This window comes from Desulfatibacillum aliphaticivorans DSM 15576, assembly GCF_000429905.1.
GTDB lineage: Bacteria > Desulfobacterota > Desulfobacteria > Desulfobacterales > Desulfatibacillaceae > Desulfatibacillum > Desulfatibacillum aliphaticivorans.
The window spans coordinates 1-25,705 of sequence record NZ_AUCT01000021.1; the positions used below are offsets into that span (position 1 = coordinate 1).

The window sequence follows — 25,705 nt, forward strand, 5'->3', positions numbered from 1 at the left end:
GACTTCCTGACGACGCTTAGCAAGGACAAATAATTCCACTTCCGGCGCCTGCGTTTAGGCAAGGCAGCGTTATGGGAATCCCCGACCAACCTATGTGACAGGGCGTAAGCCTGGACTCACGAACGTAGATAGGGGCGAGCCCAAGACGAAAAAAAATCATGCGGCAACCAACCCGCGAATAACAGAGTGATCAAACGTCGGAAGATCCTTGCGAACGTAAGGCGCCGGAGGTGAATTCAAAAAAAACTACTCCTATAAAAAAAGGACAGGGAGCGGTTTTGCCTCTTGACACGTATTACCCATAACAGGTTGGGTGGTTCTGCGCAAAGATGAAAAAAACCTGCTCCCCCATTGGCCTGTTTAACAGCGCGGCGCCCATTGCGGTAAAGTCAATCGCGCAGGTTCACCCAACATGGAGCAGCCAGCGCTAATCCCTCTTATCGTCGGATGAACCTGCGCTCGCAACTCCATGCATATGAAAGGCCGTGCTCTGCATAATTATTTTTAGGATTTCTAATAGAACTCCAAAGCGCAGAACCATCCGACCTACGTCCGTTTTACAAAGCTCAACAATAAACGCCCATTCCGGAGCTTTACTTTTTCGCTTCCCCCGGGAACAGCATGTCGTACAGGGTGGGGAAGAATAGGAATACCAGGGTGTCCTTCACCCACTGGCGGTATTCCTTGGATTTGGGGTCCATGCCTGCAATCCGCGCCGGATAGGCGGGGGAGCCCACGCAGCTATAGGTGATGGTCACCAGGCAGTGGAGCCACATTTGGATCACCTTGGGCGGGGCGTCCGGGAAAAATCGCTCCTGGATCATGTCCATGACGCATTTGTGGTAAAACATCACAAATTCAAAGCCGGGAATCTCCTCGCCCCGGTCCATTTGGGCCATGTTCTGCATAAGCACCATTTCGGCGGCCGGGTTTGCGAAGCTGTTGGACAGGATGCGCCCAAAGGCTTCGGTGAGCGCCGCCAGCGCGGGCATGGTTTCCAGGCCTTCCATGATGTCCTGGTTGACGTCCAGGGAGCGTTCCAGCAGGTCCACGCCCACGGCTTCGAACAATTCCTTTTTGGTGGGAAAATAATGGTGGATGAGGGTGAAGTCGAACCCGCCCTTTTTGCCGATCATACGGATACTGGCCGTGCTGTACGGATTGGTTGAAAAAACCTCCCGGGCCGCATCCAGAATTTTCAGGCGGGTGGCCTCTCCTTTACGGAGATGGCCGTCCAGCCCTGATGGCTTTTTCTTCTTCTTGCCATAGCCCCTGGGGGCGATGGGGCCGAAATCCTGCACCTGGGTTCCCTTCATGACTCTTTGCAGGGGAGGCAGGAACAAGAACATCATGGCCTCTTTCACCCACTTGCGGTACTCGTCCGATTCAGGGTTCAGGTCTTCCGTCTTGGCGTGGAAATGCCTGGCGCCAAGGAAGTTGTTCAAGACCAGGGCAAAGGCGAACATCCACATGTAAAGCTCCTGGCCCGTGCCCTTGGGCGAGTATGCCTCCTTAAAAAATCCCGCCACCTTTTGCAGGGCTTTGCGCATATTTTCCGCGCCTGGCAAAGATTTATCCAGAAAGTTCATGCCTCCCACATTCAGCATCATCACTTTCATGAAAGAGGACTGGAATCCATGCTCCAAAATGCGGTCCAGGAACAGGGACAAGCCTTCCGCGGGGCTGACTTTTTCAAGACCCGGAAGCATGCTGAGCACGGCGGAGATGAACTCCTCGTTAAGCCGGGTGATGTACTCCTCGAACAAACGGGCTTTGGTCTTGAAATGATATTGGATCAGGGGATGCTCGAACCCGCCTTCCTGGGCGATCTTCCGGACGCTGGCCGCCCCAAAGGGATGTTGGGAAAAGACCTTGTCCGCAGCAGCCAGAATCTTTTGCCGGGTGGCTTCCCCCCGAGCCTCCCCTTTGGAATGCGTCATTTTTGAATTCTCAGTCATCATGTCTTAAGTTATCCTGCCAGATTCCTTTTGGGTTGTAGCCGGATTTCAACCATCCCATCCGCCGAAACCATTCAATGGTGGACCGCATGCCCTCTTTGACGTCCGGATGCTTATATTCGTAGCCGGCGTCCTTGGTTTTTTGGTTCGAAATCCAATAACTGGACGCCATATAGGTCGCCGAGCCGATTTCCAAAATGCGTACCCGGGGCGCATGGAGCCTTTGCTCAAGAAAAAGCCAGCCATGAGCGGCGGCTACGGCTACGGCCCTTAAATTTTTCTGGCGCACAAAGGGAACGTCCCACATGCGCCTACCCAGCAGCAAAGCCAGGTAATGTAGAAACTCATGATATGAAATGACGCTTTCGTCAACCACATTGTAGTCTTCCCCCAAAGCAAAATCCTTATCCGCGACAAAAGCGGCCAGTCCGGCCATGTCCTCCACATGCAGGGAGGTCGTCAAATAATTCATGGAGTCCGCCGGGATAAAAGGCAGCAATCCCCTGTTAATCGCCAGCACAATCCCGCCATGGCCGTAGTCGCTGCCCGGTCCGTACAAAGGCGCGGGACGCACCACGGTCAAAGGCAGGCGGCCCCCCCGAAAATATTTCCAGGCCAGTTGCTCCTGCTCCCATTTGGAGACGGAATAGTCGTTCACCAGATGGGTGTGTTCCGGCTCCTTTTGTCCAAAGGTGGAGTTTTTGGGCGACGAATTGTCTTCCGTGAACGGCAGGTTGCTGTGATCGCCCTGGGATGCGGGCTTGGGCTTGCCGAATACGCCGCAAGTGCTCCAATGGACGAAGCGCTCCAGGCTTTTGCACGCGGCCGCCGCCTCAAACAGGTTGATCGACCCCTCCACATTGATTTTGCGGAGCAGTTGCAACGGCGGGGAATAGTCGTACAAAGAGGCGGTGTGAAACACATGGGTGATGGGGTTTTGGAACAAAGCGCTAACCCCGGCCGTGTCCAGCAAATCGCACGGAATCGCCCGGCAGGCCGGATGATTGAAATCCAGGCCGATCCCTTTGCATACCGCCTTTACCTTGGGATGTTCAAAGGCTTTAGGCAAGTCAGCGGCTATAACGTCCTGGCCCTGTTCCAGCAGCAACTTGACCAAATGAGAGCCGGAGAAGCCGCAGGCCCCGGTCACCAGGTTGAGCCGTTTCGGCATGTTGCCTCCTTTCCCCAAAAAATCATGGGGCGCGAAGCCGTTAATTTTTCAGTTTTCTTTGATAGTCCAGGATTTAACACAGATAGGGGTTGTACTGCAAGAAACAGGATCGAGATTTTAACCATTAGTGGAAATGTGCGGGGCGGGACGCCTTACTTTTCCCGCGTGTAGCGCTTGCAGCGGCCAGGGCATAGAGGGATTTTCCGCCGGCACAGGTCAAAGTGCAGATGCACGCAACTGAGGATGGTGAGGCGTCCGGGTTCAAAGTGGGGGCATTCCGCCTCGGCTTTCAGGGATTCGAATCTCCGGGCCCAGATTTTCATGACCGTGTCCTGATCGATTTCGAAGCATTCCACCTGGTCCAAATAGGCGTCAAAAGCGGTCTCCCATTTTGCCAATACAGTGCACAACCACTTATCATGAAAGCTGGGATCGGCGCTTATTTTTATCATGCAATGGCCTTCCGTGTAATACATACAGCCTGTCCCAGGGAGGGAGGACAATAATTGCGTCATGGGCTTTCCTCTAAGGCAACACTTCGAAATATATTGATTTTCCATTTGCCTGGCGGAAACGCGCCTATTGTTTGCCTTGCAATGGCTAACAGGTTTCTGGTACAAAGCATTACTGCATTCACATTAGGCTTTGCTGCAAAGGAGAACGTATGAGCGATATACTTGTTAAAGATATTATGATCCCGCTGGATCAATATGCAACCGTAGATGAAAACGCCAATCTTTACGATGCCGTTATGGCTCTGGAAGCATGTCAAGCCAAGGCGGATGTGCGGGATCCCCGGGCTGTGTTGGTTGTGGACAATAAAAATCATGTGGTCGGCAAACTGAGCCTTTTGGATGTCATTAAGGCCCTGGAGCCTAGTTACGAAAAAATATTGGAATCCCGTCCGGGATTTGGGCGTCTCGGCTTCTCCCACCGCTTTTTAAAACTTTTGGCCGATGATTACAAACTTTGGTCCAATCCTTTGGAGCAAATCTGTCGAAAAGCAGCGGACATCAAAGTCAAGGACATCATGTACTCCCCCTCTTCCGAAGGCGAATACGTGGATGAAGACGCCACGCTTCCCGAGGCTCTGCATCAGGTGATCATGGGGCATCATCAGTCTCTGCTGGTTATGAAAAAGAAACACATCACCGGCATTCTCAGGGTCCGGGAGCTTTTTGAACAAGTGACGGAAGCCATGAAGGCTTGCGGTCTTTAACAAAAATTAGTCGGCTGCTGAGCGGCCCAAAGCGCCAAGCCCCGTCAACGTAAATTGAAGCGTGTATCTTTGCTCTCCGGGTTCGTCCGAGTATCCCAGGTCAATGGCCCAGCAGGCGGCTTCGTATATCAGCCCGGTATAATTCCGGACTCGTTCGCCCGCTTCCAGGTCCCTTTCCAGGCCTCCGTAGGCGGACCAGCTTTCTCCCAGCCGAAACCGGGCTTTTCCCAAGACGGTTTCGCTGGATTCCCTCGCCTTGATATACTCGGCGGAAAGCTCGTTCCCGCGCCCTGAAAGCGTCACGCCATGGGCGTTGTATACAAAATTTCCGCTATAGGGGGACCACTTGGTCGTGCTTTCCAGGGCCAGCCATTGAACCGGCTCCAACTCCAGGCGTGCGCTGACCGGGGAAAAAGGCTGCCGCCTGTGAGGCTCGGTCCACTCAGAGGCGTCTTCCTCGTTCGCCTCATTAATGTTGTAGGACGCGGAAACCTCGAACCAGCATAGTTTTTTGTATTCATAGGGGAATATGGAATTTTCTTTGCGCTGGACGCTGCTTCGGCCCAAAAGGCTGTTGGTCAGGGCCAGGGTCACATGATTTTTGGCTTCCAGCCGGTCCACATGGTCGAACAGAGGATATTTTTCCTGGTCGTCGTCGGGCCGGTAATTGTAGCTGAGGGAGGGCGTGAAAGCATGCCTGATTTTGTCGATCTTCCCGTTGCCCGGTCTTAAGTTGAAAACTCGGACCAGTTCGGACGAAAATTCCGTCTTCAAATCATACATCTCCCGGGAAAAGGTGCGGTCGTCCCGAGAGGGCTCCTCGTCCCACGTGGTGACGTTATATAGCGTTTCCCGCAGCCCCACCGTAGTTTCCATGCTCATGTAACGGCCGAAGTCAATGGGCGCCACAAAGCGCGGATTGACGTCAAACCGGTTGCCGCTGATTCCTTCCTCTCTGTAAAAATGGGAGTATCCGGAGTCGAACTCCCAGGCCAGGAACGAGCCGAACAAAGACTGCCTTGTTCCGGAAAAGCCGACAAAGGGCAGGGTTTGCAAGGTGGTGTCCGGTTCGTCGAACCGGCGTGCAATCACGTTGTCGTACCACTTGGCCTCTGCGTTGGCGCTGTAGCTGTCCCAGCCTTTTTGCAGGTACAGGCTGTTTTTACGGATCGTCTCGTCATAATCGTCCAGGTCCCTGCCAAACTCCTGGGCGAACTCCCGGTTGACGGCGCTGTATCCGGTGTAGCCGTCCTTGAAATCCCGCAGGTAATCCTGGTCGCTCACAAAGTCGGCGTCCAGCCTGAATTTCAAGCCGTTTTTCCATTGCTGGTCGTGTTTGGCGGCGACCCAGTACCTGTCCTGGTTCGGACGAAGATAAAGGTCATTTTCGTAGCCCCAGTCCAGGGAGTTGTTTCCCACTCCGTCGTCCCGTGTTCTGTCCTGGAGATAGCTGCCGAAGATGTACCCTTTGGACTTGGGATTGAGCACGTACCGCATTTCCGCAGCGGCCTGAACCCCGCGCTTCTCCATGGGATGGGCGTATAAAGTCATGTCCGCGCTTTCGCCCATGACCTTGTAAAAAGGCTGGTTGATCCCCCATCCCTGGCGGGAGGACTGGCTGACCTGAGGCGGCAGCAAGCCCGTCTGGCGTTCCGTTTTGGCCGGAAAGACCAGATACGGAGAGTAAAAAACCGGCGCCTTGCGCGCTTTGACCACAATATTTCTGGCGGTTCCGTACCCGCCCACCGTAACCTTGACGTTGGCGGCCTTGATGACCCAGTCCGGGTCGTCCGGATCGCATGTGGTCAGGCTGGCGTCGTCCACGCGGTAGGATTGGGCGCCCAATTTTTCAATGCGGCCGCCCCGGATGAAAAAATGCGTCGCCTGGATGAACAGGGTGCCGTTTTCCACCAAGCCCGTTTCCGTGGCCAGATCCATATACACCCGATCCCCGGTGACCACGTCGCCGCCGCCTTTGACCGTGACATTGCCGACGGCCCACAGGCTGTTGTTATTCCGGTCAAAGCCCGCCTCATCCGCTTCCATACGATACCCCGACCGCCAGATGAGCACGTTGCCGGAACCCCGATAGGTGTTGGTCATGTTATCGTACTGCAGCTTATCAGCTGTAATATTCCATGGTTCCGAAGGGTCCATATTGGAAAGATCCAGGCCCTGGCCAAAAGCCGGGGCGAACAAAAGCACGGTAAGCGCCCACCATGCCGCCCCTAGCCTAACAAAACCGGTTTTAAGGAAAATTTGTCTCATAACAGGGTTTTGTGACAACCGGAGAAAAAAGTCAAGGATCAGGGCTTTACTGTTTAATAAAAGAACGGGTTGGTGTATGATGCGAATTTGATATTTTGAACATTAACGAGGACATGAGCATGCACATACTAGTCACTAACGACGACGGCATTCATCACCCCGGGCTGGCCGCCCTGCGGGATGGCCTGGCCAGGGACCATCGGGTCCAGGTGGTCGCCCCGGACAGGGAGCGAAGCGCCATTGCGCACGCCATAACCCTGCTTACGCCGCTCAGGGCCTTTTCCCAGACTAACGGAAACGGCATTCCCTCCTGGGCCGTCAACGGCACCCCGGCGGATTGCGTCAAGCTGGGGGTTCTGGAGTTGCTGGGCGAAAAGCCGGACCTGGTGGTGTCAGGGATCAATCCCGGGCCTAATGTGGGCGTCAACCTCAATTATTCCGGCACGGTGTCCGCCGCCAGGGAAGCCGCCTTGCTGGGGATTCCGGCCATTGCGGTGTCCGTCAGCAATCCCTACGGGGCCCATTTTTCGGACGCCGCCCGCTTTATGCAGGATCTCGTGGCTGACGTGGCCGAGCGGGGCCTGCCCAAAGGCGTCTTTCTGAACGTCAACCTGCCCGACGTTCCCATGGAGGAAATCGCGGGCGTACGCATTTGCCGCCAGGGAATCGCCCGGCTGGAAGAGGCCTTTCATGTCCGCAAGGACCCCAGGAATCAGCCCTATTACTGGCAGGGCAGCGAAACCCAATTGTTCGGCGAATCGCCGGACGAAGACGGCGTGGCCCTGCGAGAGAACTGCATCGCCGTGACCCCGGTCCAGTGCGACATGACGGACTACGGGTTTTTGAACCAGCTTAAAGAGTGGAAGGTGGAGAAGCCCTAATTTCGTTAAACCTATAACCTCATGGGGACCCATGACCAAAACGACCTTTGTGGAAAACATCCAGCCCGGCGAGAAAGTTCAGGCTGTTTTCGCCGTTACCGACAAGTCCGTCTCCCATCGCAAGGACGGGGCGCCGTTTTTGAACCTCACTCTGGTGGACCGCACCGGTTCGGTCAGGGCTATCATGTGGGACCTTTTGCCCGACACCCTGGGCTCTTTTGACAACGGCGACTACGTGGCTGTCATGGCTCAGGCCGGAACTTACCGGGACCAGTTGCAGCTTACTATCAAGGCCCTGGCCAGAACGCCGGATGATGAGGTGGACCCCAGCGATTTTCTGCCCACATGCCCTACGGACCCTCAAAAACTTTTCGCCAAGCTCAAGGAGTTGACGGAAAGCATCCAAGATCCTTTCCTGAACAATCTTATGAATGCCTTCTGGGAGGACGAGGCCTTTGTCAAAGCCTTCACGGCGGCGCCGGCCGGAAAGAAAATGCATCATGCATACATCGGAGGCCTAGCGGAACACACTTTGTCCGTGGCTCTGCTTGTGGACCCCCTGGCCGGGCATTACGTAAAAAACAAGGGCGTCAACCGGGATCTGCTTCTGGTGGGCGCGGTGCTTCATGATGTAGGCAAGGTGCAGGAATTCCAGTGGAAAGCGGCCATAGACTACTCGGACGCGGGGCGATTGATGGGCCACGCAGTCCTGGGCGTCAGGATGCTGGACGAGAAAATTGCCGGCATCCCGGATTTTCCTAACGAAACAGCCATGTTGCTCAGGCATATGATAGTCAGCCACCATGGAGAAAGGGAGTTCGGCGCCATAGAGACGCCCAAGACCCTGGAGGCCATTATATTGAATAACATTGACGACCTGGACGCCAAGGTAAACGGAGTCCGCACCTTTATGGACCAGGAGGATAACGGGGAAGTCTGGACCGGATACCATCGGTTGATGGAGCGCTATTTTTACCGCGGAAGAAAGGCGGGCGGCGATGAGTAGGCCGGGTGTTTTCATCACATTGGAAGGAATCGAGGGCGCCGGAAAAACCACTCAGGTCGGACGCATCCTGGAATTCATGGAATCCCAGGGCTACGAATGCATATCCACCCGGGAGCCCGGCGGCACGGGCATCGGCGCAAAGATCAGGGCCATTTTGCTTAATTCGGAGCATGTCACCCTGGCGCCCCTGGCTGAGCTCTTGTTGTACGAGGCGGACAGGGCCCAGCATCTGGCCCGTTTGATCCAGCCCGCTCTGGAAGCCGGCAAATGCGTGGTTTGCGACCGGTTTTGCGACGCCACGACCGCTTACCAGGGTTACGCCCGGGAGCTTTCCCTGGATTTTATCAACGAACTCCACGCCCGGATTCTGGACGGCCTGACGCCGGATTTGACCCTGCTGTTTGACCTGCCGGCGGAAATTGGGTTATCCAGAGCCAAGACCAGGCTGCACGAGCAGAACAACACAAGCCAGGAGGGCCGTTTCGAGGCCGAAGACCTGGCTTTTCACCGCAAGGTGCGGCAGGGCTACCTGACCCTGGCGAAGGCCGAACCTGGGCGCTTCGCCATTGTAAACGCCGACGCCGCCCCGGACCGGGTCTGGGAAAAAACCAAGGAATTGCTGGCCGAGTTCACGGCTAAAAGAAACCTCGCATAAACCATGCGCATGGCTGAATAAAAGGTTATGGATAGCATACTGGATTATATAGGCAACACGCCCCTGGTGGAAATAAGGCGCTTGAATCCCAACCCCGCGGTGCGCATTTTCGCCAAGCTGGAGTATTTCAATCCCGGCGGCTCCATCAAGGACCGCGCGGCCCTTTCCATGATCGAGGAAGGGGAGCGGACCGGAGAGCTTACCAAAGACAAGACCGTACTCGAAGCCACCAGCGGCAATACGGGGATCGGCCTGGCCCTGGTGTGCTCGGTCAAGGGGTATCGCCTGTTATTGGCCATGAGCGAGTCGGTGAGCGAAGAGCGGAGGAAAATCCTTTCCGCGCGCGGCGCCGAAATCCTGTTGACTCCCGGGCGCTTGGGCACGGACGGCGCCATTGAGGAGGTCTATAGGCTGGTTCGCGAAAATCCCGACAAGTATTTCATGACCGACCAGTACAATAACGAAGCCAACTGGAAAGCCCACGTGCAGGGCACGGCGCCTGAAATCTGGGAGCAGAGCATGCACCAGATCACCCACATGGTGGCCACCATCGGCACCACGGGCACGTGCATGGGGCTCTCCCGGGGATTGAAGGCCTTTAACCCGAAAATCCGGATGATCGGGGTGGAGCCTTATTTCGGGCATAAAATTCAAGGCTTGAAAAATCTTAAGGAATCCTACGTCCCGGAAATTTTTGACAAAAAGGCCCTGGACGAAAAGGTGAATGTGGACGACGAAGAAGCCTTTGAAATGGCCCGCCGTTTGGCTAGGGAAGAAGGCTTGTTTGTGGGCATGAGCTCCGGAGCGGCCATGGCCATTGCGTGCAAAAAAGCCATGGAACTGAAATCAGGCGTCATCGTGGCTCTTCTGCCCGACTCTGGGGAGCGCTATCTCTCCACGTCCTTGTTCGCGGTCCAGGAAAAATCCGGCCTGAGCCTGTACAATACGGCGACCCGTTCCAAGGAATCGTTCACGCCTATAAAGCCCGGCAAGGCGGGCATGTACTCCTGCGGCCCCACGGCCAACGAACCCATGGGGCTCGGGCATTGCCGGCGCTTTGTGTTTGCGGACCTGCTAAGCAGGTATCTGACCTATAAAGGGTTGGACGTCAAGCACATCATAAACATCACGGACATGGACGACAAGACCATCGAGGGCTCTCAAGAGGCAGGAATGGGCCTGGAGGAGTTCACCCAGAAACATATCGACCAGTTCATGGAAGATATCGAAACTCTGGGCGTTAAGCCTGCGGAAGCCTATCCCAGGGCGAGCAAGCATGTGGACGACATGGTGGAGATCGCCTCCAAGCTGGCCGGAACCGGTTTTGCTTATGAAAAAATGCGCTCCCTGTATTTTGACATATCCCGCTTGGAGGGATACGGCGATTTGTCCGGCATCGACCTGGATAAAATCCGCCTGGGCGCCACCGTGGAACTGGACGACTACGAAAAGGACAATCCCCGGGATTTCACCTTGTTCAAACGCTCCCGCCTGAATGAACTGAAACGGGGCATCTTTGTAAAAACCGAATGGGGCAATGTGCGGCCGAGCTGGCATATCCAGTGTACGGCCATGTCCATGAAATATCTGGGCGAAACATACGACATCCACACGGCCAGCCGCGACTTGGTTTTTCCCCATCATGAAAACGAAGTAGCCATCGCCAAGGCCCTTACCGGCAAGCCCCTCGCCAATTACTGGCTGCACTGCGACCAGGTTATAGTGGATGAAAAAGACGCCTGGCCTGAAAAAATCACCCTCCAGGATCTGAAGGACAAGGGTTATACCGGCCGCCAGATTAGATTCTGGCTGTTGGCGACCCATTACCGCAAGCCTTTGCATCTTACTCTGGCCAGCCTGGACAGCGCGGCGAAGGGATTGGAGCGGCTGGACCACTTTGTGGAAGCCCTGCAGAATGCGGACGGCGCCCGCACCAACGCGGACGTGGATCAATTGCTGTACGACATCAAGCAGGGCTTCATCGCCGCCATGGATGACGATCTGTCTGTTTCAGCGGCTCTGTCCTCCCTGTTCGCTGTGGTGAAAAAGGTAAATCGCCTGGCCTCCCAAAACGCCCTGGGCTCCTCCGGCGCAAACAAAATTCTTGAAGCCCTCCGGAAGACGGACCAGGTGCTTGGCGTGCTCAGTTTTGATGCGGAGCCTCAGGATGCGGAAATATCGGCCCTCATGGAAAAACGGGAAAAAGCCCGGGCCGAAGGGGATTACGCCGCCGCGGACGCCATTCGGGATCAACTTACCGCCCGGGGCGTGACGGTTAGGGACGGCAAGGCCAAATAACTCCTATCCCAGTTTAAATTAGAGAGACGGAAATATGAACGCAATAATTTTTCCATATACCTATATCACCGACGACGAAATTCAGGCATTGAATCTGCTTTTTGGGGCGCCCACGCTGTATCTGGCCTCGGACATGGAAATGCCTCCGCCCATCATGGACGCCTATAGAAAAAAACTGGTCTCCCTGTCTCTGCCTCTGGAGGATCAGACGGACAAGAGGCTGCTTCGGTCCGTTCTGGCCGAGTGCCGCTCCTGGGCGGGCGCCATGGATTTGCGGGCGGCGGCCGTGCAAAGCTCCCAACAGCCGTTGACCGAGGAAGCCTTTTCAGCCAACATCCGGGCCGCCATACAAAAGCAATCCTCTTCCAGCCCGAGGGGCGAAGAGTCTCCGCCTTTGGCCGACCAGGTATTTCTTTTGCTGGCCCAGGCCTTGGATTTTCAGCACTATGACATGGAGTCCTCCCTCAAGAAGCTCACGGGCCAGGAGAGCGTACTGTTAAAGGAGCTGTCCGAGCCGGGGGAGAAAGAGGCTCGCAAATTGGGCGAATCCTTGTCCAACGCAGACACGCCGAGGGTTCGCAGCCTGAGCAGAAGGCTGCAAGCCTGGGCGCGCATGCTTGGCGAAGATCCGGCGGCATCCGGCCTGTTTGTCACCTTTACCGCCGACGCCCTGGACTTATTGTTGGACAAGATGGACCCTCAACCGCTATCATTCTCCGTAAATGATTTTTCCTGGCCTCCGACCCAAGGAGAAGCCGTCGACCAGTGGAAGGAGGCTTTTGCAGCCTGTATAAGCCGCTTTACCGCCGGCGAGGCCGACGCTTCCCAGGCTGTGAAGGCGCTGGAAGAGCTTCCCGCGCTGGAAACAGGCGAGGCGGTTTTAAGGATCGCTTTGATTGAGGAAGAGCCGTGCAAGGCCTTTTCTCAGGCATTGGGGAAAAATTCTGAACAAGGAGAGGCCTCGAAAGTTAAAAATACGGTCCTGGTCTGCATTGAGTAAATTCCAGCCTGGCCCGTCAGATGCTTTCCACAAATCAACCCACAGCCATACTTGACCAAAGGGGGGAAAGTTATGAGTCTGCACAGTTTAGGGGTTTATGAAATCTACGCCAAAAACGCCTGCGCATACGCCGACGACAATGCCGTGGTTTTTGGACAGGAAAGAATCACTTTCGCCCAGTTGAAAGAGCAGGTGGACGCTCTGGCCAACGGCATGGAAGCCCTTGGCTTCGCCAAGGGGGACCGCATCGCCATCCTGGGGCTTAACACACACAAATATTTATGGATTTTCGGCGCCGCAGCCGCTTTGGGCGTGATCGTCGTTCCCATCAACTGGCGTTTGGCCAAAGAGGAAGTGGCATACATCCTGGAAGACACTTCCCCCAAATGTCTGGTGGTGGACAAAGCCTTTGCAGACACGGGAAAGCAGTTGGAAGGCCAGACCTCCCTGTTATGCTTTGACCCGGACGTGCAGGGCATCAAGTTCCTGGACAGCCTCATGGAAAACAACGCGCCCAGGCAATGCCAGGGCTTTGGGGACGATCCGTTTTGCATCATCCATACCGCCGCCGTGGACGGCCATCCCCGCGGCGCCGTTCTGACCCACAATAACGTCATATACAGCAATATCCAGGGCATCGCCGCCATGCAGCTTGGGCGTCAGGACGCCTACCTGAACATGCTGCCCATGTTCCATATTACGGGCCTGAACCTGAGTATGTCCGTCATGCACGCCGGCGGCCGGAACATTGTCATGGAAAAATTCGACCCGGCCGAGGCCCTGGACCTGACTCAGGACGAAAAAGTCACCGTCATCGGCAGCTTTCCGCCCATCCTGAGCAACCTGGAAGCGGAACTGGATAAAAACCCGCGGGACGTTTCATCTTTGAGCCATGTTTTGGGAATCGACGCACCCCAGGTTATGGCCTCCTGGCAGGAAAAAACCAACAGCACCTTCTGGGCCCTGTACGGCCAAACCGAAACGTCGGGCATGGTTTCCACGGCCAAAAGCGTGGAAGCGCCGGGCTCCGCCGGCAGGGAGTCCCTGCTTGCAACCATCAAGATCGTGGATGAAAACGGAGATCAGGCGCCTGTCGGCGTTGCCGGGGAAATCCTCGCGCGCGGCCCGCTTGTCTTTGCCGGCTTCTGGGAAAAAGGGACAATGTCCCGCCAGAGCTTTGATAACGGCTGGCATCGCACGGGAGACTTGGGCAAGCTGGATGAACGCGGCTTCCTGTACTTCGCCGGACGTAAGCCCGAGAAGGAGCTCATCAAGCCCGGCGGAGAAAACGTGTATCCGGCGGAGGTGGAAAAAGTCATCCTGCAACACCCGGACGTCGACGAAGTTTGCGTCATAGGGGTTCCGGACCCAAAATTCGGCGAAGGAATCAAGGCGATTTGCGCTTGCCGCCCCGGAGCCGCATTGACTCCCGAGGAAATCATGGAGTTCGTCGCCGCCCGGATTGCACGTTATAAAAAACCGCGTTATGTAACTTTTGTCGAGGCGCTTCCTAAAACAAAAGATGGCGAAATCAATCGGATCGAGATCAAGAGTCAGCACGGTTAGGCTGGTACATACCGTGCTGAGAGATCGAGAGGTCTGAATGCCTTTACAAAATTAAGCGCTCTGCTCAGGGAGGCTCAGCCTTTTATCGGGCTGGCCCTTCCTGCGGCGGATGACGTTGCCGATGCCTCTGTTGACCGGCCTTTCTACTACTTTGGTTTCCTGGTTTTCAAACAATCGAAGCAGTTTTTCTTCCAGGGCCTTTTTTTTCTCAGGATCCACAGCAATACTCCTTTTACATTTTTAAGTGGGGGATAAAGATTCCCTCTACCCTGCATTGCGTCCAGGGATTTTAATTCCAATTCCGGATCGTCTTAAAATGGATTCGGTTTTCTCGTAGTGCAAACCAGGCGCCAAAAATATTGGCAATCCAGGTTGTTGCGTTTTTTATTATTTGTTGCGTGTTTAAGCCCCTGCTATATATATTCGGCAAAAGTTTCTCAGAAATTAAGCCGTAAATTTACGTTACGGAGGCTCGGGCAATCTGCCTGTAAAACCGGGTGCAAGGAAGAGTCGGAGACCTTTTCAAAGGCACGGATGTCAAAAATATGGCGCATGCGTCTATTTCATGGCGCAGGCGCATTAAGGATAAAACCTGCGAGGCTTTCAGGAGTTTTCTTAGGAATTGTGCGAGGGTTAAAGTATGTTAAAATTCAAGTTTATCGAACGCGGCGAGCTCACAGCTTCTTTTTAACGATCGGTAAATACTTGCAATGTCAATACACGCCAGGGCGCGGAATGTCCGCGCCGTCGCTTACCTCTCGGCCTTCCATTGCGCTGCTTGATTACGGCCTTCGTGCGGCGCAGTGTCTCCCGATGCACAACAGGGTATAGGCGATGCATGGAGATTGGCCTTCCGTGCTTCAATTCGCCCTAGCCCTTAACAAATATTGTCATGTACCTTGAGTAGGTGTCCGGGCGGAACTTCACCCGATCCGGCTGTGTGGGATTTTTCACAAAAGGAGTAGGAAATCAATTCATTTCGGAAAAAAAGTTATTTGAACAAGAATGTAAGAATGGGGCGAATTAGGGCGATTTTTCCCATGGGGACGAAGCAAAAAAAAATGCTCCCGTAAAAGGTTTTGAGGCCAAACCAATAACCATTCGATATCAAATAAAAATTTCAAAAAATCGCAGTTAAAAATTTTTGACCGCATGTAGCTGACCATGGAGTTGGAAGTTGTTTTTTTAGAAAAACATTGTTTCTGTTTAATCCTGAGTATTTAAGGTTTTTTCAGGATTTTATTTTTACAAGCGTAGAATCCGGAAAAATTTGGCGACAGGGGCCGGTCTCCCCTAGCAAGTAAGGCGTTTTAGGTTTTAATGCTTTCTGATATATAACGGTTATGGCGACTTTTTCCTTTGTACATGCAGCGGATATTCATCTGGACAGCCCCTTTGCGGGGGTTGCCGCCTCGGCGCCCCATATTCGGGACGCCATGATTCAGGCCAGCTTTGACGCCTGGCGGAATCTGGTGGATTTCTGCATCGAGGAGCAGGCGGCTTTTTTGCTTTTGGCCGGAGATGTGTTTGATTGGGAAGACAGGAGCATAAGAGCCCAACTGGCGTTCCGGGACGGCTGCATGCGTCTTGCCGGGCATGGCATAGGCGTTTACGCGGTGCACGGCAATCACGATCCGCTGCAGGGGCGCTACGCCGCCATTGAGTTGCCGGAGAACGTCAAAATTTTCGGATCCGCCCGGGTGGAATCCTGCATTGCAGAACTCCAGGGCGCTCCCATCGCGGCGATTTCCGGAATCAGCTATCAGGCCAAGGAGGAAAAAAGAAATCTTGCGGCCATGTTTGCCTCTCATGCCATTCCGGAAGGGGTGTTTTCCATAGGGCTGATCCATGCCAATCTGGGTAGCTCCACCGGCCACGCCCCTTACGCCCCCTGCTCCATGAAGGACCTTTCATTGGATTCGGTGGACTATTGGGCCTTGGGCCATGTGCATCAGAAGCGTATAGCAGGGGAAGAGCCCCATATTGTCTACCCCGGCAATATCCAAGGCCGCAGCTTTACCGAACAGGGGGAGCGGGGCGCCTATCTGGTACGGGTTCGCGACGGGGCGGTTGCCTCCCTGGATTTCAAACCCTTGGACGCCGTTCGGTTTTTGGCGATTGATGCTTCCATAGGCGCTCACCGGACTTTGGACAGCCTTCTGCAGGATATGATCGACGCTCTGTATCAGGCCGCGGAGGACAACCCAACCCTTCCTTTGATCTGCCGATTCGTCCTTTCCGGGCGAGGCGCGTTGTTTCACGAATTGATCGAGCCGGAAGCTGTGGCCCAGCTTGTGGAAAGCATACGCGAAACATTTTTGGATCGAGATCCTTTTGTATGGGTGGAGAAAATCCGCTGCCAATGCCGGCCCGAGAAAGACCTGTCCGAACTCATGGATTCGGACGACTTGCTCGCCCGGGTTTTGAAAGACATGGCGGGCATGGAGTCCTCTCCCGAAGATTTGCTGGAGTTCGGCCGGGAAAGCCTCAAGCCTTTGTTTGGACGCAGGCTGGTTTCCGGCGCAATAGGAAAGCTGTCCGAAAGCGATGTCCTGGAAATGCTTGCTGAAGCGCGGAATCTTTGCATCGACCTGTTGGGGAAGGAGGATGCATGATTATCAGGGGCTTTAACATTAACGGGTTTGGCGTCTTTCATCAAACGGAGGCGCAGGGATTATCTTCAGGCCTGAATATCTTCCTTGGGGAGAATGAAGCAGGCAAGTCAACCCTCCTGGCCTTTATCAGGGCCGTGCTTTTTGGATTTCCCGCCAACAGGGGCGGCATCAACACCTATCCGCCTTTACATGGCGGCGCCCATGGGGGAAGCCTTATCCTGGACGGGGCGGAGGGCCCGGTCATTATCACCCGGAGCCCCGGCTCTTATGGGGGAAATGTATCCGTAGCTTATCCCGGCGGCGCCAAAGGGGGGAGGGACGACCTGCTCCACATGCTTGGGGGAACCACGGCCGCCTTATACAATAATGTGTACGCGTTCAGCCTGTCCGAACTGGAAACCCTGCAAAGCCTGACCAACGAAGAGGTGGCTTCGGCCCTGTACGGCGCCAGCCTGGGCGCCGGAGTGCAATCCCTCTCAAACGCCCGGAAAAAAATCGCGCAAAAAACAGGCGAGTTGTTTAAGCCTTCGGGGAAAAACCCCCTCATCAACCAGACGATCAGCGAGTTTAAGGAAAACGCAGTTTTTGTCGGTCAGGCGGCCAAAGACGCAGATGTTTATCAGGCCTCTGTGGAGGAGATTAACGGCCTTGGGGAAGCTATGAAATCCTCCCGGGCGGCCGTCAAAAAATTCCGTGAAGATATTCTTTATTACGAAAAAATCATTAATCTCTGGGACCATTGGATAGCATACTCCCAGGCCAAAGCCTTTTTAGACGGCCTGCCGCAGGATGCAATCATGCTTCCCGAGGGGTCCCGGCCCGGACTGGAATCCGTCCTGGAAAAAATGGAAGAGGCCGGACGGGAAATTGTGGTTTTGAAAGAGGAGGCGGCTGCGGAAAAAATCAAGGCGGCGTCTCTGCCTGCGGAGCCCGGCTTGTTGGATTTGGGCGGCGTCATAAACTCCCTTAACGGAGAGTATGCGCGATTCCGGGAAAATCAGGAGACCTTACAAAGGCTGTCCAACCAATGGGATCAAAAAAATTTGGAGGTCGAAGCCCTGTGCAAGTCCTTGGGCGAAGGTTGGACCCGGGAGAGGCTGGCGAACAGAAAGGGGGCTCTTTTTTCCAAGCAGGAGTTGGAAGCAAACGACTTGGCGCTGAGCAGGGCCGCGGAAGCGGCGGAACAGGCCAAGGGGAGAAAATCCATGCGCACGGAGGCTTTGGAAGAGCTTCGCGGCGAGGAGAATCGCCGCAGAGATTCCTTGGAAAAAGTCGGCGCTCCAGGTCCTGGTTGGGAACCCGCCTTGCAGTCCGGTCAGGATCCCCTGGCGCGAGCCAAAGCCGAGGCCCGGGAACTGTCTGATCTGACGGCCCAGGAGCAACGGCTGGCGCAGGAGCAAACGCACCTGGAGCAGCGCATGACCGACGCCGCCGCTTCAGCCTGGAAGCGCAAGAGGGGCGCCATGCCCGCTTTTGTATTTATAACCGTCGCAATCTGCTGCCTTGCCTTGTCCCTTGCAAAGCCCGAGCTGCATTTTCTGCTTTACTTAGGCGGGGCGGGATTAATCATCTCCTGTTTGATTTTTATCATAAATTCAAAAACTCAACCTTCTACCGCCTTTGTGGAGAAAATGGCCCGTAAAGACCCGGAGTTCGGCCGCATGTCGCAGACCGCGGAGGCGCTTGCCAAGAATTTGAAAGCAACAAAAGATAAGATCGAGTCCCTGGCCGCAAGCCTGGATCTTCAAACGCCGGTCTCGCTGCAGGCGCTTTCCGAATTATTCACCTGCCTGGATAATGAATCCGAACGATACAGGGTATGGTCCGGTCTTTATCAAGGTCTGATGGAAACCGGACAAAAACGCGAGGCCGCCGCCTCTCGCCTTCAAGAGGCGGATAGTCTGTATAAAGAAGCGGAGAAAAAACAGACTGAAGCCAATGCCGCCTGGCGCGTCTGGCTGGAGGAGCAGGGGCTTCCCACTAGCCTGTCGCCCCGATCCGCCAGGGAAGCGCTTGAAAGCATGGAAAAAGGCGCTGAAATTCTGCGACAGGCGTTCAGCCTGGAGCGGGACATAGCCCAATGCAGCCAGACCATCCAGGAATTTGAAGATAAACTGCACCGTCTGGCTGGGTCTTTGGGCGCGCCCTATCCCCAGCCCGGCATGATCCAGGCCATGCTTCAGGATTTATCCGACAGATTGGAAAAAACCCGGAGAAACCTTGCCGTTAAGGAGGAAATCTCCTCGGGCCTGAAAGGCCTGGAAAGGAAGATCCTGGAGAAAAATCTGGCCTTGGAGCAACTGGCGGAAAAAAGAAAAGGCTTCCTGGCCCAGGCTCAGGCTGAAAACGAAGAAGAATTTCTGGAAAAATTTCTGATTTCCAGCGAGCGCCGAATTTTTTTGGCAAAATTGGAAAGCTCCGCCGCAGCCATGGGAAATATCTCAGGTGAAAAGGACTTAAGCAGGCTTTTGAGCTTGCTGGAAACCCTCGACCGCGACGCCTGCCGCATCAAATTGCAGGAAGCCCGGGAGGCGCTGGCTTTGGCTGAGGAGGAATTTGAGTCTCAAGCCAAACGCTCGGCCGAGCTAAATGCGGGCCTGAAGAACATGGCCTCGGACAAAAAAATCTCCCGGCTTCGGGCGAAGAAGGGGGAGCTTGCAGAGAAAATGCGCTCCCAGGCTTTGCAATGGGGCGCTTACACCTTGGCGGGCGCCTTTCTGGAACGGGCGGTGGCTGTTTTGGAGCAGGAACAGCAGCCGGAGGTCATCACCCGGGCCGGGGTTTTGTTCCGGGAAATAACAGACGGACGCTACGAGCGGATATACGCCCCTTTAGGGGAAGGCGGCATTGAGCTGATTATGCAGGACGGCGTCCGAAAAAGCCCGGCCCAGCTAAGCCGGGGAACGGCTGAACTCCTTTACTTGTGCCTTCGGATGGGATATATTGAATCCCGGTCAGTTCAGGGAGCCAACCTGCCAGTCGTCATGGACGACGTCCTGGTGAATTTCGATGCACAACGGGCTTCCCAAGCGGCGAAAGCCATTTCCAGCCTTGCCCGGGGCCGTCAAGTAATCCTTTTTACCTGCCACAAGCGTTTTGTAGAATTGTTTAAGGGCGGGGCTTCCGATTTGCAATCCTTCATCCTGAACTGCGGTAATATTATTCCTGCTTGAATATTTTTCGTCAATAGGCGCTTTGTAAAAAGCAATCTCTTGATTTTTCATCAATTTTTTTGTAGCTTTTTGTATCACCAAGCACCGGATCATAGAGCCTCCCCAGGGTTGAGGGAAGGCGTTTACGGGGAATTGTATGTCGCAACCCAAAATTGTGTATGTAAATTCCGATGATACGGCAGTCTTTGTCTGCCCCAATTGCGGGTCTTCGAAAACCGCTTCCGTCGCCAGATTTAAAAATCAGCGGGGCGCCATTAAAGTCCGTTGCGCCTGTAAAGAGGTGTATCGCATCCAGTTGGAGTTCCGTAGATCCTGGAGAAAGCCTACGGAGCTTAACGGCTTGTATACCAAAGTCGGGGACGAAACCATCGGCGGGCGCATGGTGGTTAAAAACATCTCGCAAGGGGGGGTGGGCTTCCTCACCAAAAGCAAAAACCGGCTGCAGATCGGCGACGTGATCAATCTGAAATTCAATCTGGATGATGCGGAAAAATCGCAAATCAGAAAAAGAGCCGAAGTCCGGGTAGTGGAGGACCATTACACCGGCTGCCAATTCACGGATATGGCGGGAACTTACGACAAGGCTCTCGGCTTTTACCTCAAACGCTGATCAATCTTACAGGTGTTTAAAGTCGAACACCTGGACATGCCTGCCCTCGAAAACGCGCTCTGCGTCTTCGGGGCTGGAAATGCCTGCAAGGGCGGATTGCAAGTCGCCCATGGGCTCATGGCCGGAAACCAGGATAATGTTTTCCAGGCCCACTTTCTTGTCCAGCACAAACCAATCCTCATTCGGCAGTTCCAAAACATCCCCGGCTTTCAAGCGGCCGCTGTATAATTCGCTGGCAACCTTGCCGGGACCAATGTGAATGACGTGCACATAAGCGTCTTGATCAACGGACGCCTTCACCTTTAACGCGTCTCCGGATTCCAGCTTCCATCTGGGCTCCATGGCGAACACGTCAGGCCCGGCGGAGCCCAGGGCGCTCACCCGGTTTAGCCGGCTGTCGTTCTTTCGGGCGAGCACAGCCAGGCTTCCCGTAGGAAGAATCGGAGGCCGGGGTGAAACAGCCGCCGACTCCGCATCCCGGGAAACCGGTTGATCGGCATCGTTGTTGGGAATGGCCAAAAAGACGAACAAGGCCAGACAGGCCGTGGCTGCTGCTGCGGCCAGCTTGGGCGTGAAAAATGACGATAAACCAGCTTGCAGCGCCTCCAGCCAGGATTTCCTTTCGGGCGCGGGGCGCAAGGCTTTTTCCAAGGCCGGCAACACAGCCGGAGCTGCGTCTTGCGCCATGGCCTCGCGGGCCGAAGTCCTTACGTCATGGGCCAGATCCATCGCAGCGGAATCCAGCGCCAACGTCTCTATTATCGCGTCTTCCTCGGCCGGGTCAAGTTCCCCCAAGCCCAGAGCGACCGCCTGCTCCGTCCTTTGGCCGTCCAACTCTTCGTCCCTTGGTTCCATGAGCCGGCGGAAGCCGTTCATTAAAGGCTCGTCAAGAGCCTCATCTTCCGCTTCGGCGCCAGACGGCGGAATCTCCAGCCATGCTAACGCCTCGTTGTATTCCCTTTCCTTAAACGCAGGCCACAGGTCCCGGATCATGTGAAAGCAGCCGATGGATTCCCGAAAACGCTCGCCGATGCGCGAAAGGCGCCCGATGAGTTCAGCGGATTCAAGACCCCGGAAAAGAGCGCCCCCCAGCTCTTCTCGTACGCGGTCCATCATGGCGAATCGCACGACAAATTCGTGTGCAGCCTCCCGGACCTCCAAGGCAAGATCCGGATGGTCTTCAAACAGCCGTGCGTCTTCCTCCAGGCGCAGAACCTGTTCCAGGTATTCTTCCAAAGAACCGGCCATGGCCCAAACTTCCCCGTTCAAGACCGCCTGCATGGCATCCCTGTCGTTTTCAAGGCTTTGGGCCAGGGCTGACTTTGCCTCGTCAAACATTCCTTTCAGAACAGCGCCGTAGCCTGCATAGTCTGCAGGCGCGCGTTCCTTGATCCTCCTTTGAGCCGCACAACTCCTTGCACGATGGCAAAGAGCGAGCGATAGCACGTATCCCTGGGTGTATCCGGATGGCGGCGCGAGCCAGGATTGTGCAGCCCACAGGTGGATGCTGGCGTCCTCCGTGGCTTGATCGAACAGATCGTCCCATGAAATGACGGGGGGCGTGTTTGGCGTTGTTTGCATAGCGGTCGTCCTGCGAGGAGGTTATTGGTAAAGGTCTTCGTATTCGTTGAGATATTGCTTCCAGTTGCCGCCCCCGCGCTTATGGCGCTTTTTCAGGCGGCGCTTCTTTTTGGCGGATTCCCGGCCCTTGGCGTGCTCCCTGGCCTGGTCTGAACGAGCCTGTTCCAGGCCCCATCCCGCCAGGCTGCACAGGTCCGTATTTTTGGCCCGGGCTTCGTTGCGGATTTTTTCCACCTGGATGTCCCGCATTTCCGTAAAACTGACTCCCTCGCTGCCGTAGCAGGTCATCAGGTTGTACGTCTCCGTCTCTTCCGGAAGCAGGGACGCCTTTAAAACCAAAGGCGCGTCAGGCATCAGGCAAAACATATGGGCTTGTTCGTTGTCGCAATAATAATAGGCGTACCTGGGAACCTGGCCTCCTTCCATGAGGCACTGCACCAGGGCGTTGCAATAAGCCTGTTCCAACTGCTTCACCGACGCCGGACACCTGTCGAAAAGGCGGCAGCCTTCCCGGCCGTCGTCGCAGGGCGGATTTTCAGGGCTGAATTTAAAAAAAGGGCAGCCGGCCTTTTCCAGGTCGGCGATGCACCGGCGGATCAACTCAATGTCCACGCCGCTGATTCTTTTCCAGGTGGTCTCGTATTGGGTGAGATTGGTAAGGTGCTTGACCGCGTGGCTGCGCAGCTTGGCTGCACGGCGGAACAGGACGATTCGCAAAGGGCCATGATCCCTGACCCTCGGCGCATCCTGAGTTTCTTCCAGGTCGATCTCAAAAAATCTGGCATGATCGCGCCACATACGAACGGTCTCCTATTGGTTAGATCTGCCTGTTAGTCCCGCCTTGAAATAAAATGGTGACATTTTTTTCTTGACGAATGCGTATTGAATACTACACAATACACATCAGAAGCACGCTGCGAGGCATGCCATGACCCAAGACAAAACCCATAAATCCGCCCCCCAAACAGGGGGGACTTGCACCGTCTCCGCCAAATCCAGGGTTAGAGAGCCGGGGGAAAACCCCAATGGCGCCGTGACCCTGTCCGGGTATGAAATGGAAATATTGCGTTCCCGGGAGCGAGCCCTGGACGCCCAGCGAGCCGCGGAAGACGCCACCAGAAAGGCCGGAGCCGCCCAGGGGCGCAAGATCGTCCAGTCCGTCCGCCTGAAAAAAGGGGCTGCCCGCGAGGTGGTCTATCTTACCAATGCGGTTGAGGAGGCTTCCGCTGAAATCCGGGAAAGCGCCCGGCAGGCGCGCCTGTGCATGCTGGAAGCCATGGAAAGCGCCTCAGTGGAGTTTTCCCGTTTGTTGGACATGGAAGTGCGCCGGTCTTTGGACAACGCTCGGGAGGCGTTGTCCCGCATGGTGGAGGAGCGGGTTCGGGAGGCCGTAAAAAAAGAAGAGGAATAGCCCTGATTACGCCCAAAAAAAGGAGCGCAGCTATGGAGGAAAATCCCCTTAAGCCCGATCAGATGGTGCGCATCATCCAGGAGTCTTTGGAGCAGACGGTGCGCAGCCTGCAAACCCTTCAGGAAGGGGTGGTTTCGGACATCCGGGAAGCCTGCGGCAAGATTTCCCCAGGCCAGAGCTTTAAGCCGGGTAACTTTGAGACGGTGGAAAAGGAGCTTGCCGAGCAGCAGGCGCAGATGGTGGAGCGTCTGGAGGAGATAACCAGCGGTCTGGTCAACAACGAGATTTTTACCGGGGTATCCCAAACCGTGGAAGCAGCCGCCAAAAGTTTTGAAGAGATTTTAAAGAAGTTTTCCGGGGAATGATGCAATGATGCGCCCAAAACCGGGAGGGCCTATTCAAGCAGGTCTTCCCGGGTGAGCCCGCATTTATTCAATGCCCGGGTGAGAACCGTTTTGAACTTGGCGAGAGATCCGGTTCCGGGGCGCGAAAACTGTTTTTTCAAGGCATTTGTTTTTTTGTGCAGTTCTTCCTTGGTGAATTTCTCCCCTTGCAATTCCCTTTCAGCCATTTGCTCGTAATTAAGCCCGGCCAGGTGCATGCGAATCAGGCGGGCGTCCCGGGGAGAAATGTCATCCAGGGACGCCAGGGCCAGGGCCAGGACCTTTTCCCTTTGGCTGCGGATCAGGGTTTCTTCCGGGCTTTCCTGCAGCCCGGAATTGTTGTCAATATTGGGCTCCTGCACAAAGCGTTCGCGCCTTTTTGCAAAGCGTGCGTTGTGGTCGAGGATTCTTCGGTTGAGGATCACCAACAGATAGGTTGAGAGAGAGGCCTTTCCTGCGTAGCTTCCAAGCGCCTTGCGGTTCAGCAGTTCCAGCCAGAAATCGCTCAGGATTCTTTCGGCTTTATCCTGCGTGGGGGAAAACAGGCGGCGCATGGCGAAACGGAAAAAAAGGTTCTGGTACAACGAGTATAGCTCAAGGATGGCCTTGTTGTTGCCTTTGGCCAGTTCCCGGCATACCCGCTGCGCCAGATCCAGATCCTTATCAAACCGTGTTCCCATACTGTCTGCCGGATTGCAGTCCGCTATTTGGTTGCCTTTTGTTCGCCTGCTGCGGAGTCGGGCAAAACGCCGGGGTAGGTGATGGTCGCCTTTTCCTTCAACCCGTTGGCCAGGGTCATCAACTCCTGCTGCACCCTTTGGGTTTCCAAACCCTTTCTGATTGCCAGCGCCGCGGATTCAAAAGGCCTGACCTCAGCCGGGGTTTTATCGGTCACCTTTATAATATGGTAACCGAATTGCGTTTCCACCAAGCTGCTGATTTCCCCCACTTCCATGGAAAAAGCAGCCTTGGAAAACTCGGGCACCATGCGCTCTTTTGTGAAAAAATTCAAGTCCCCGCCCTTTTCTTTGGACGGACAGGAGGAGTATTCCCGGGCCAGAGCGGCAAAATCCGCTCCGGGCTTCTTGGCTTTCAAAAGGACTTCCTGAGCCTGTTTCTTAATGGCTTCCTTTTCCTCCGCGGTTTTCGCATCCTTTGTTCCAAACAGGATGTGGCTGGCGCGAACCTCCTCAGGCTTGGTGAAGCGGCTTTCCAGGTTGTCGTCATAGAATTTGCGGATTTCCGCGTCAGTGACTTTCACTTTTTCAGGAGCTATCGTTTTTACCATTTTTTCCAGGAGATACATATGAGCGACTTCAGGTCTTGCGGCGATGCCCGCAATAAACTGATCCCAGGTCTGGCCTTTGGCCTTAAGGTCGCTTTCTTCATATTCCTTTTTGGTTCTACCCGAAGCCACTAATTGCAATTCAAGCTGTTCGCTAAGGGCTTTGGCCATCTCTCCGGGGGCGGCCGTGATCTTCCGTTTTTCGATTTCCTGACTAAGGAGTTCGTCCATAATCAGTTTGTCCAAAACCCTGCCGGAATACTGGCTTTTGAAACGCTGCGCCTGCTCAGGACTCAGTTGCATCCCTTTCGTAGCGTTTAACATGCCCTGCATCAGAGCTTGATCCAACTCGGCCTGTGTGATGGATGCGCCGTTAACCACGGCGACCACCTTTTCCGATCCATCGTCCGCGCCGGCCTCGGCAAGAGCCGCCCCAGGAATGACCCAGGCCAGAAGCATTGCGATAACCAAAGCAGGCATTACAAGTTTTTTCATGAACTACCCCGTTTCTTTCTTCTTGGGATTTAAAAGAGAATGCCCCTCAACAAATGTCAGGACATGGCGACAGCGTTTTATCCCGCGAGCGCGGGGCGCCCCGCGACTGCGTTGACGCATGATGTATGGC

At 54.9% G+C, this 25,705-nt stretch carries 21 protein-coding genes; 12 read left to right on the top strand and 9 right to left on the bottom strand.

Annotation, left to right across the window (positions count from 1 at the left end; all coding sequences use genetic code 11):
* Positions 1-593: 593 nt before the first annotated feature.
* The 3 genes from G491_RS0117705 to G491_RS34160 all read right to left on the bottom strand — a co-directional run bounded on the left by G491_RS0117705 (position 594) and on the right by G491_RS34160 (position 3,581).
* Complete coding sequence (locus tag G491_RS0117705) at positions 594-1,940, bottom strand: TetR/AcrR family transcriptional regulator (protein ID WP_168161218.1); 1,347 nt, start codon at positions 1,938-1,940, stop codon at positions 594-596.
* Between the two features lie 10 nt (positions 1,941-1,950).
* Positions 1,951-3,129, bottom strand: coding sequence for an NAD-dependent epimerase/dehydratase family protein (locus G491_RS0117710; protein WP_028315539.1), 1,179 nt, complete (start codon positions 3,127-3,129; stop codon positions 1,951-1,953).
* A 152-nt stretch (positions 3,130-3,281) separates the two neighbouring features.
* Positions 3,282-3,581: a hypothetical protein gene (locus G491_RS34160; RefSeq protein WP_157468368.1), complete on the bottom strand. Its 300-nt coding sequence runs from the start codon at positions 3,579-3,581 to the stop codon at positions 3,282-3,284.
* A 212-nt stretch (positions 3,582-3,793) separates the two neighbouring features.
* On the opposite strand from G491_RS34160, the gene G491_RS0117720 reads away from it, so the two are divergent.
* Positions 3,794-4,348 carry a CBS domain-containing protein gene (locus G491_RS0117720; RefSeq protein ID WP_015948562.1) on the top strand — a complete coding sequence of 185 codons (555 nt, stop codon included), beginning with the start codon at positions 3,794-3,796 and terminating at the stop codon, positions 4,346-4,348.
* 6 nt (positions 4,349-4,354) lie between these two features.
* On the opposite strand, the gene G491_RS0117725 is transcribed toward G491_RS0117720, so the two are convergent.
* Complete coding sequence (locus G491_RS0117725; protein WP_084511575.1) at positions 4,355-6,616, bottom strand: LPS-assembly protein LptD; 2,262 nt, start codon at positions 6,614-6,616, stop codon at positions 4,355-4,357.
* A 119-nt stretch (positions 6,617-6,735) separates the two neighbouring features.
* Here G491_RS0117725 and surE point away from each other — a divergent pair, with 119 nt between their 5' ends.
* The 6 genes from surE to G491_RS0117755 all read left to right on the top strand — a co-directional run bounded on the left by surE (position 6,736) and on the right by G491_RS0117755 (position 14,022).
* Positions 6,736-7,497 (top strand): 5'/3'-nucleotidase SurE, encoded by a 762-nt coding sequence (surE, locus tag G491_RS0117730; protein ID WP_028315542.1) that lies wholly within the window; start codon positions 6,736-6,738, stop codon positions 7,495-7,497.
* 31 nt (positions 7,498-7,528) lie between these two features.
* Complete coding sequence (locus G491_RS31355) at positions 7,529-8,503, top strand: 3'-5' exoribonuclease YhaM family protein (protein ID WP_015948559.1); 975 nt, start codon at positions 7,529-7,531, stop codon at positions 8,501-8,503.
* The gene (tmk, locus tag G491_RS0117740) at positions 8,496-9,158 is read left to right on the top strand and encodes a dTMP kinase (RefSeq protein WP_028315543.1); all 663 of its coding nucleotides are present in this window, start codon (positions 8,496-8,498) and stop codon (positions 9,156-9,158) included. The genes G491_RS31355 and tmk overlap by 8 nt, the downstream gene beginning before the upstream one ends.
* A 27-nt stretch (positions 9,159-9,185) precedes the next feature.
* Positions 9,186-11,456 carry a cysteine--tRNA ligase gene (gene cysS, locus G491_RS0117745; protein WP_028315544.1) on the top strand — a complete coding sequence of 757 codons (2,271 nt, stop codon included), beginning with the start codon at positions 9,186-9,188 and terminating at the stop codon, positions 11,454-11,456.
* Between the two features lie 34 nt (positions 11,457-11,490).
* Positions 11,491-12,456 (top strand): hypothetical protein, encoded by a 966-nt coding sequence (locus G491_RS0117750; RefSeq protein ID WP_028315545.1) that lies wholly within the window; start codon positions 11,491-11,493, stop codon positions 12,454-12,456.
* Between the two features lie 72 nt (positions 12,457-12,528).
* Positions 12,529-14,022: an AMP-binding protein gene (locus G491_RS0117755; protein ID WP_015948555.1), complete on the top strand. Its 1,494-nt coding sequence runs from the start codon at positions 12,529-12,531 to the stop codon at positions 14,020-14,022.
* A gap of 51 nt (positions 14,023-14,073) precedes the next feature.
* Here G491_RS0117755 and G491_RS35555 read toward each other — a convergent pair whose 3' ends face one another.
* A complete protein-coding gene (locus G491_RS35555) occupies positions 14,074-14,241 on the bottom strand; it encodes a hypothetical protein (RefSeq protein WP_015948554.1) in 168 nt (55 codons plus the stop codon).
* Positions 14,242-15,365: 1,124 nt separating this feature from the next.
* Between G491_RS35555 and G491_RS31360 the strand changes: the two genes are divergently transcribed.
* From G491_RS31360 to G491_RS0117780, 3 genes are all read left to right on the top strand, one after another.
* Positions 15,366-16,637 (top strand): metallophosphoesterase family protein, encoded by a 1,272-nt coding sequence (locus G491_RS31360; RefSeq protein ID WP_051327355.1) that lies wholly within the window; start codon positions 15,366-15,368, stop codon positions 16,635-16,637.
* Positions 16,634-19,810 carry an ATP-binding protein gene (locus tag G491_RS0117775; RefSeq protein ID WP_028315547.1) on the top strand — a complete coding sequence of 1,059 codons (3,177 nt, stop codon included), beginning with the start codon at positions 16,634-16,636 and terminating at the stop codon, positions 19,808-19,810. The genes G491_RS31360 and G491_RS0117775 overlap by 4 nt, the downstream gene beginning before the upstream one ends.
* Before the next feature lie 136 nt (positions 19,811-19,946).
* On the top strand, positions 19,947-20,420 hold the full coding sequence (locus G491_RS0117780; RefSeq protein ID WP_015948551.1) for a PilZ domain-containing protein: 474 nt from the start codon (positions 19,947-19,949) through the stop codon (positions 20,418-20,420).
* Positions 20,421-20,426: 6 nt separating this feature from the next.
* On the opposite strand, the gene G491_RS0117785 is transcribed toward G491_RS0117780, so the two are convergent.
* Both G491_RS0117785 and G491_RS0117790 read right to left on the bottom strand, forming a co-directional pair.
* Positions 20,427-22,001 (bottom strand): hypothetical protein, encoded by a 1,575-nt coding sequence (locus G491_RS0117785; protein WP_157468370.1) that lies wholly within the window; start codon positions 21,999-22,001, stop codon positions 20,427-20,429.
* 21 nt (positions 22,002-22,022) lie between these two features.
* On the bottom strand, positions 22,023-22,799 hold the full coding sequence (locus G491_RS0117790; protein WP_015948549.1) for a hypothetical protein: 777 nt from the start codon (positions 22,797-22,799) through the stop codon (positions 22,023-22,025).
* Between the two features lie 130 nt (positions 22,800-22,929).
* Between G491_RS0117790 and G491_RS0117795 the strand changes: the two genes are divergently transcribed.
* Both G491_RS0117795 and G491_RS0117800 read left to right on the top strand, forming a co-directional pair.
* Positions 22,930-23,412 carry a hypothetical protein gene (locus tag G491_RS0117795; RefSeq protein WP_028315549.1) on the top strand — a complete coding sequence of 161 codons (483 nt, stop codon included), beginning with the start codon at positions 22,930-22,932 and terminating at the stop codon, positions 23,410-23,412.
* Positions 23,413-23,444: 32 nt separating this feature from the next.
* Positions 23,445-23,777 carry a hypothetical protein gene (locus G491_RS0117800; RefSeq protein ID WP_015948547.1) on the top strand — a complete coding sequence of 111 codons (333 nt, stop codon included), beginning with the start codon at positions 23,445-23,447 and terminating at the stop codon, positions 23,775-23,777.
* 29 nt (positions 23,778-23,806) lie between these two features.
* Here the strand turns inward: G491_RS0117800 and G491_RS0117805 are convergent, their stop codons facing one another.
* Together G491_RS0117805 and G491_RS36660 are read right to left on the bottom strand one after the other, a co-directional pair.
* The gene (locus tag G491_RS0117805; protein WP_015948546.1) at positions 23,807-24,475 is read right to left on the bottom strand and encodes an RNA polymerase sigma factor; all 669 of its coding nucleotides are present in this window, start codon (positions 24,473-24,475) and stop codon (positions 23,807-23,809) included.
* A gap of 23 nt (positions 24,476-24,498) precedes the next feature.
* Positions 24,499-25,575 carry a peptidylprolyl isomerase gene (locus tag G491_RS36660; RefSeq protein WP_051327356.1) on the bottom strand — a complete coding sequence of 359 codons (1,077 nt, stop codon included), beginning with the start codon at positions 25,573-25,575 and terminating at the stop codon, positions 24,499-24,501.
* Positions 25,576-25,705 lie beyond the last annotated feature (130 nt).

Bases quoted from the DNA above. Each gene is read 5' to 3' on its own strand.
- G491_RS0117705 (WP_168161218.1), bottom strand. From the start codon at position 1,940: ATGACGCATTCCAAAGGGGAGGCTCGGGGGGAAGCCACCCGGCAAAAG.
- G491_RS0117710 (WP_028315539.1), bottom strand. From the start codon at position 3,129: ATGCCGAAACGGCTCAACCTGGTGACCGGGGCCTGCGGCTTCTCCGGC.
- G491_RS34160 (WP_157468368.1), bottom strand. From the start codon at position 3,581: ATGATAAAAATAAGCGCCGATCCCAGCTTTCATGATAAGTGGTTGTGC.
- G491_RS0117720 (WP_015948562.1), top strand. From the start codon at position 3,794: ATGAGCGATATACTTGTTAAAGATATTATGATCCCGCTGGATCAATAT.
- G491_RS0117725 (WP_084511575.1), bottom strand. From the start codon at position 6,616: ATGAGACAAATTTTCCTTAAAACCGGTTTTGTTAGGCTAGGGGCGGCA.
- surE (WP_028315542.1), top strand. From the start codon at position 6,736: ATGCACATACTAGTCACTAACGACGACGGCATTCATCACCCCGGGCTG.
- G491_RS31355 (WP_015948559.1), top strand. From the start codon at position 7,529: ATGACCAAAACGACCTTTGTGGAAAACATCCAGCCCGGCGAGAAAGTT.
- tmk (WP_028315543.1), top strand. From the start codon at position 8,496: ATGAGTAGGCCGGGTGTTTTCATCACATTGGAAGGAATCGAGGGCGCC.
- cysS (WP_028315544.1), top strand. From the start codon at position 9,186: ATGGATAGCATACTGGATTATATAGGCAACACGCCCCTGGTGGAAATA.
- G491_RS0117750 (WP_028315545.1), top strand. From the start codon at position 11,491: ATGAACGCAATAATTTTTCCATATACCTATATCACCGACGACGAAATT.
- G491_RS0117755 (WP_015948555.1), top strand. From the start codon at position 12,529: ATGAGTCTGCACAGTTTAGGGGTTTATGAAATCTACGCCAAAAACGCC.
- G491_RS31360 (WP_051327355.1), top strand. From the start codon at position 15,366: ATGGCGACTTTTTCCTTTGTACATGCAGCGGATATTCATCTGGACAGC.
- G491_RS0117775 (WP_028315547.1), top strand. From the start codon at position 16,634: ATGATTATCAGGGGCTTTAACATTAACGGGTTTGGCGTCTTTCATCAA.
- G491_RS0117780 (WP_015948551.1), top strand. From the start codon at position 19,947: ATGTCGCAACCCAAAATTGTGTATGTAAATTCCGATGATACGGCAGTC.
- G491_RS0117785 (WP_157468370.1), bottom strand. From the start codon at position 22,001: ATGCAAACAACGCCAAACACGCCCCCCGTCATTTCATGGGACGATCTG.
- G491_RS0117790 (WP_015948549.1), bottom strand. From the start codon at position 22,799: ATGTGGCGCGATCATGCCAGATTTTTTGAGATCGACCTGGAAGAAACT.
- G491_RS0117795 (WP_028315549.1), top strand. From the start codon at position 22,930: ATGACCCAAGACAAAACCCATAAATCCGCCCCCCAAACAGGGGGGACT.
- G491_RS0117800 (WP_015948547.1), top strand. From the start codon at position 23,445: ATGGAGGAAAATCCCCTTAAGCCCGATCAGATGGTGCGCATCATCCAG.
- G491_RS0117805 (WP_015948546.1), bottom strand. From the start codon at position 24,475: ATGGGAACACGGTTTGATAAGGATCTGGATCTGGCGCAGCGGGTATGC.
- G491_RS36660 (WP_051327356.1), bottom strand. From the start codon at position 25,575: ATGAAAAAACTTGTAATGCCTGCTTTGGTTATCGCAATGCTTCTGGCC.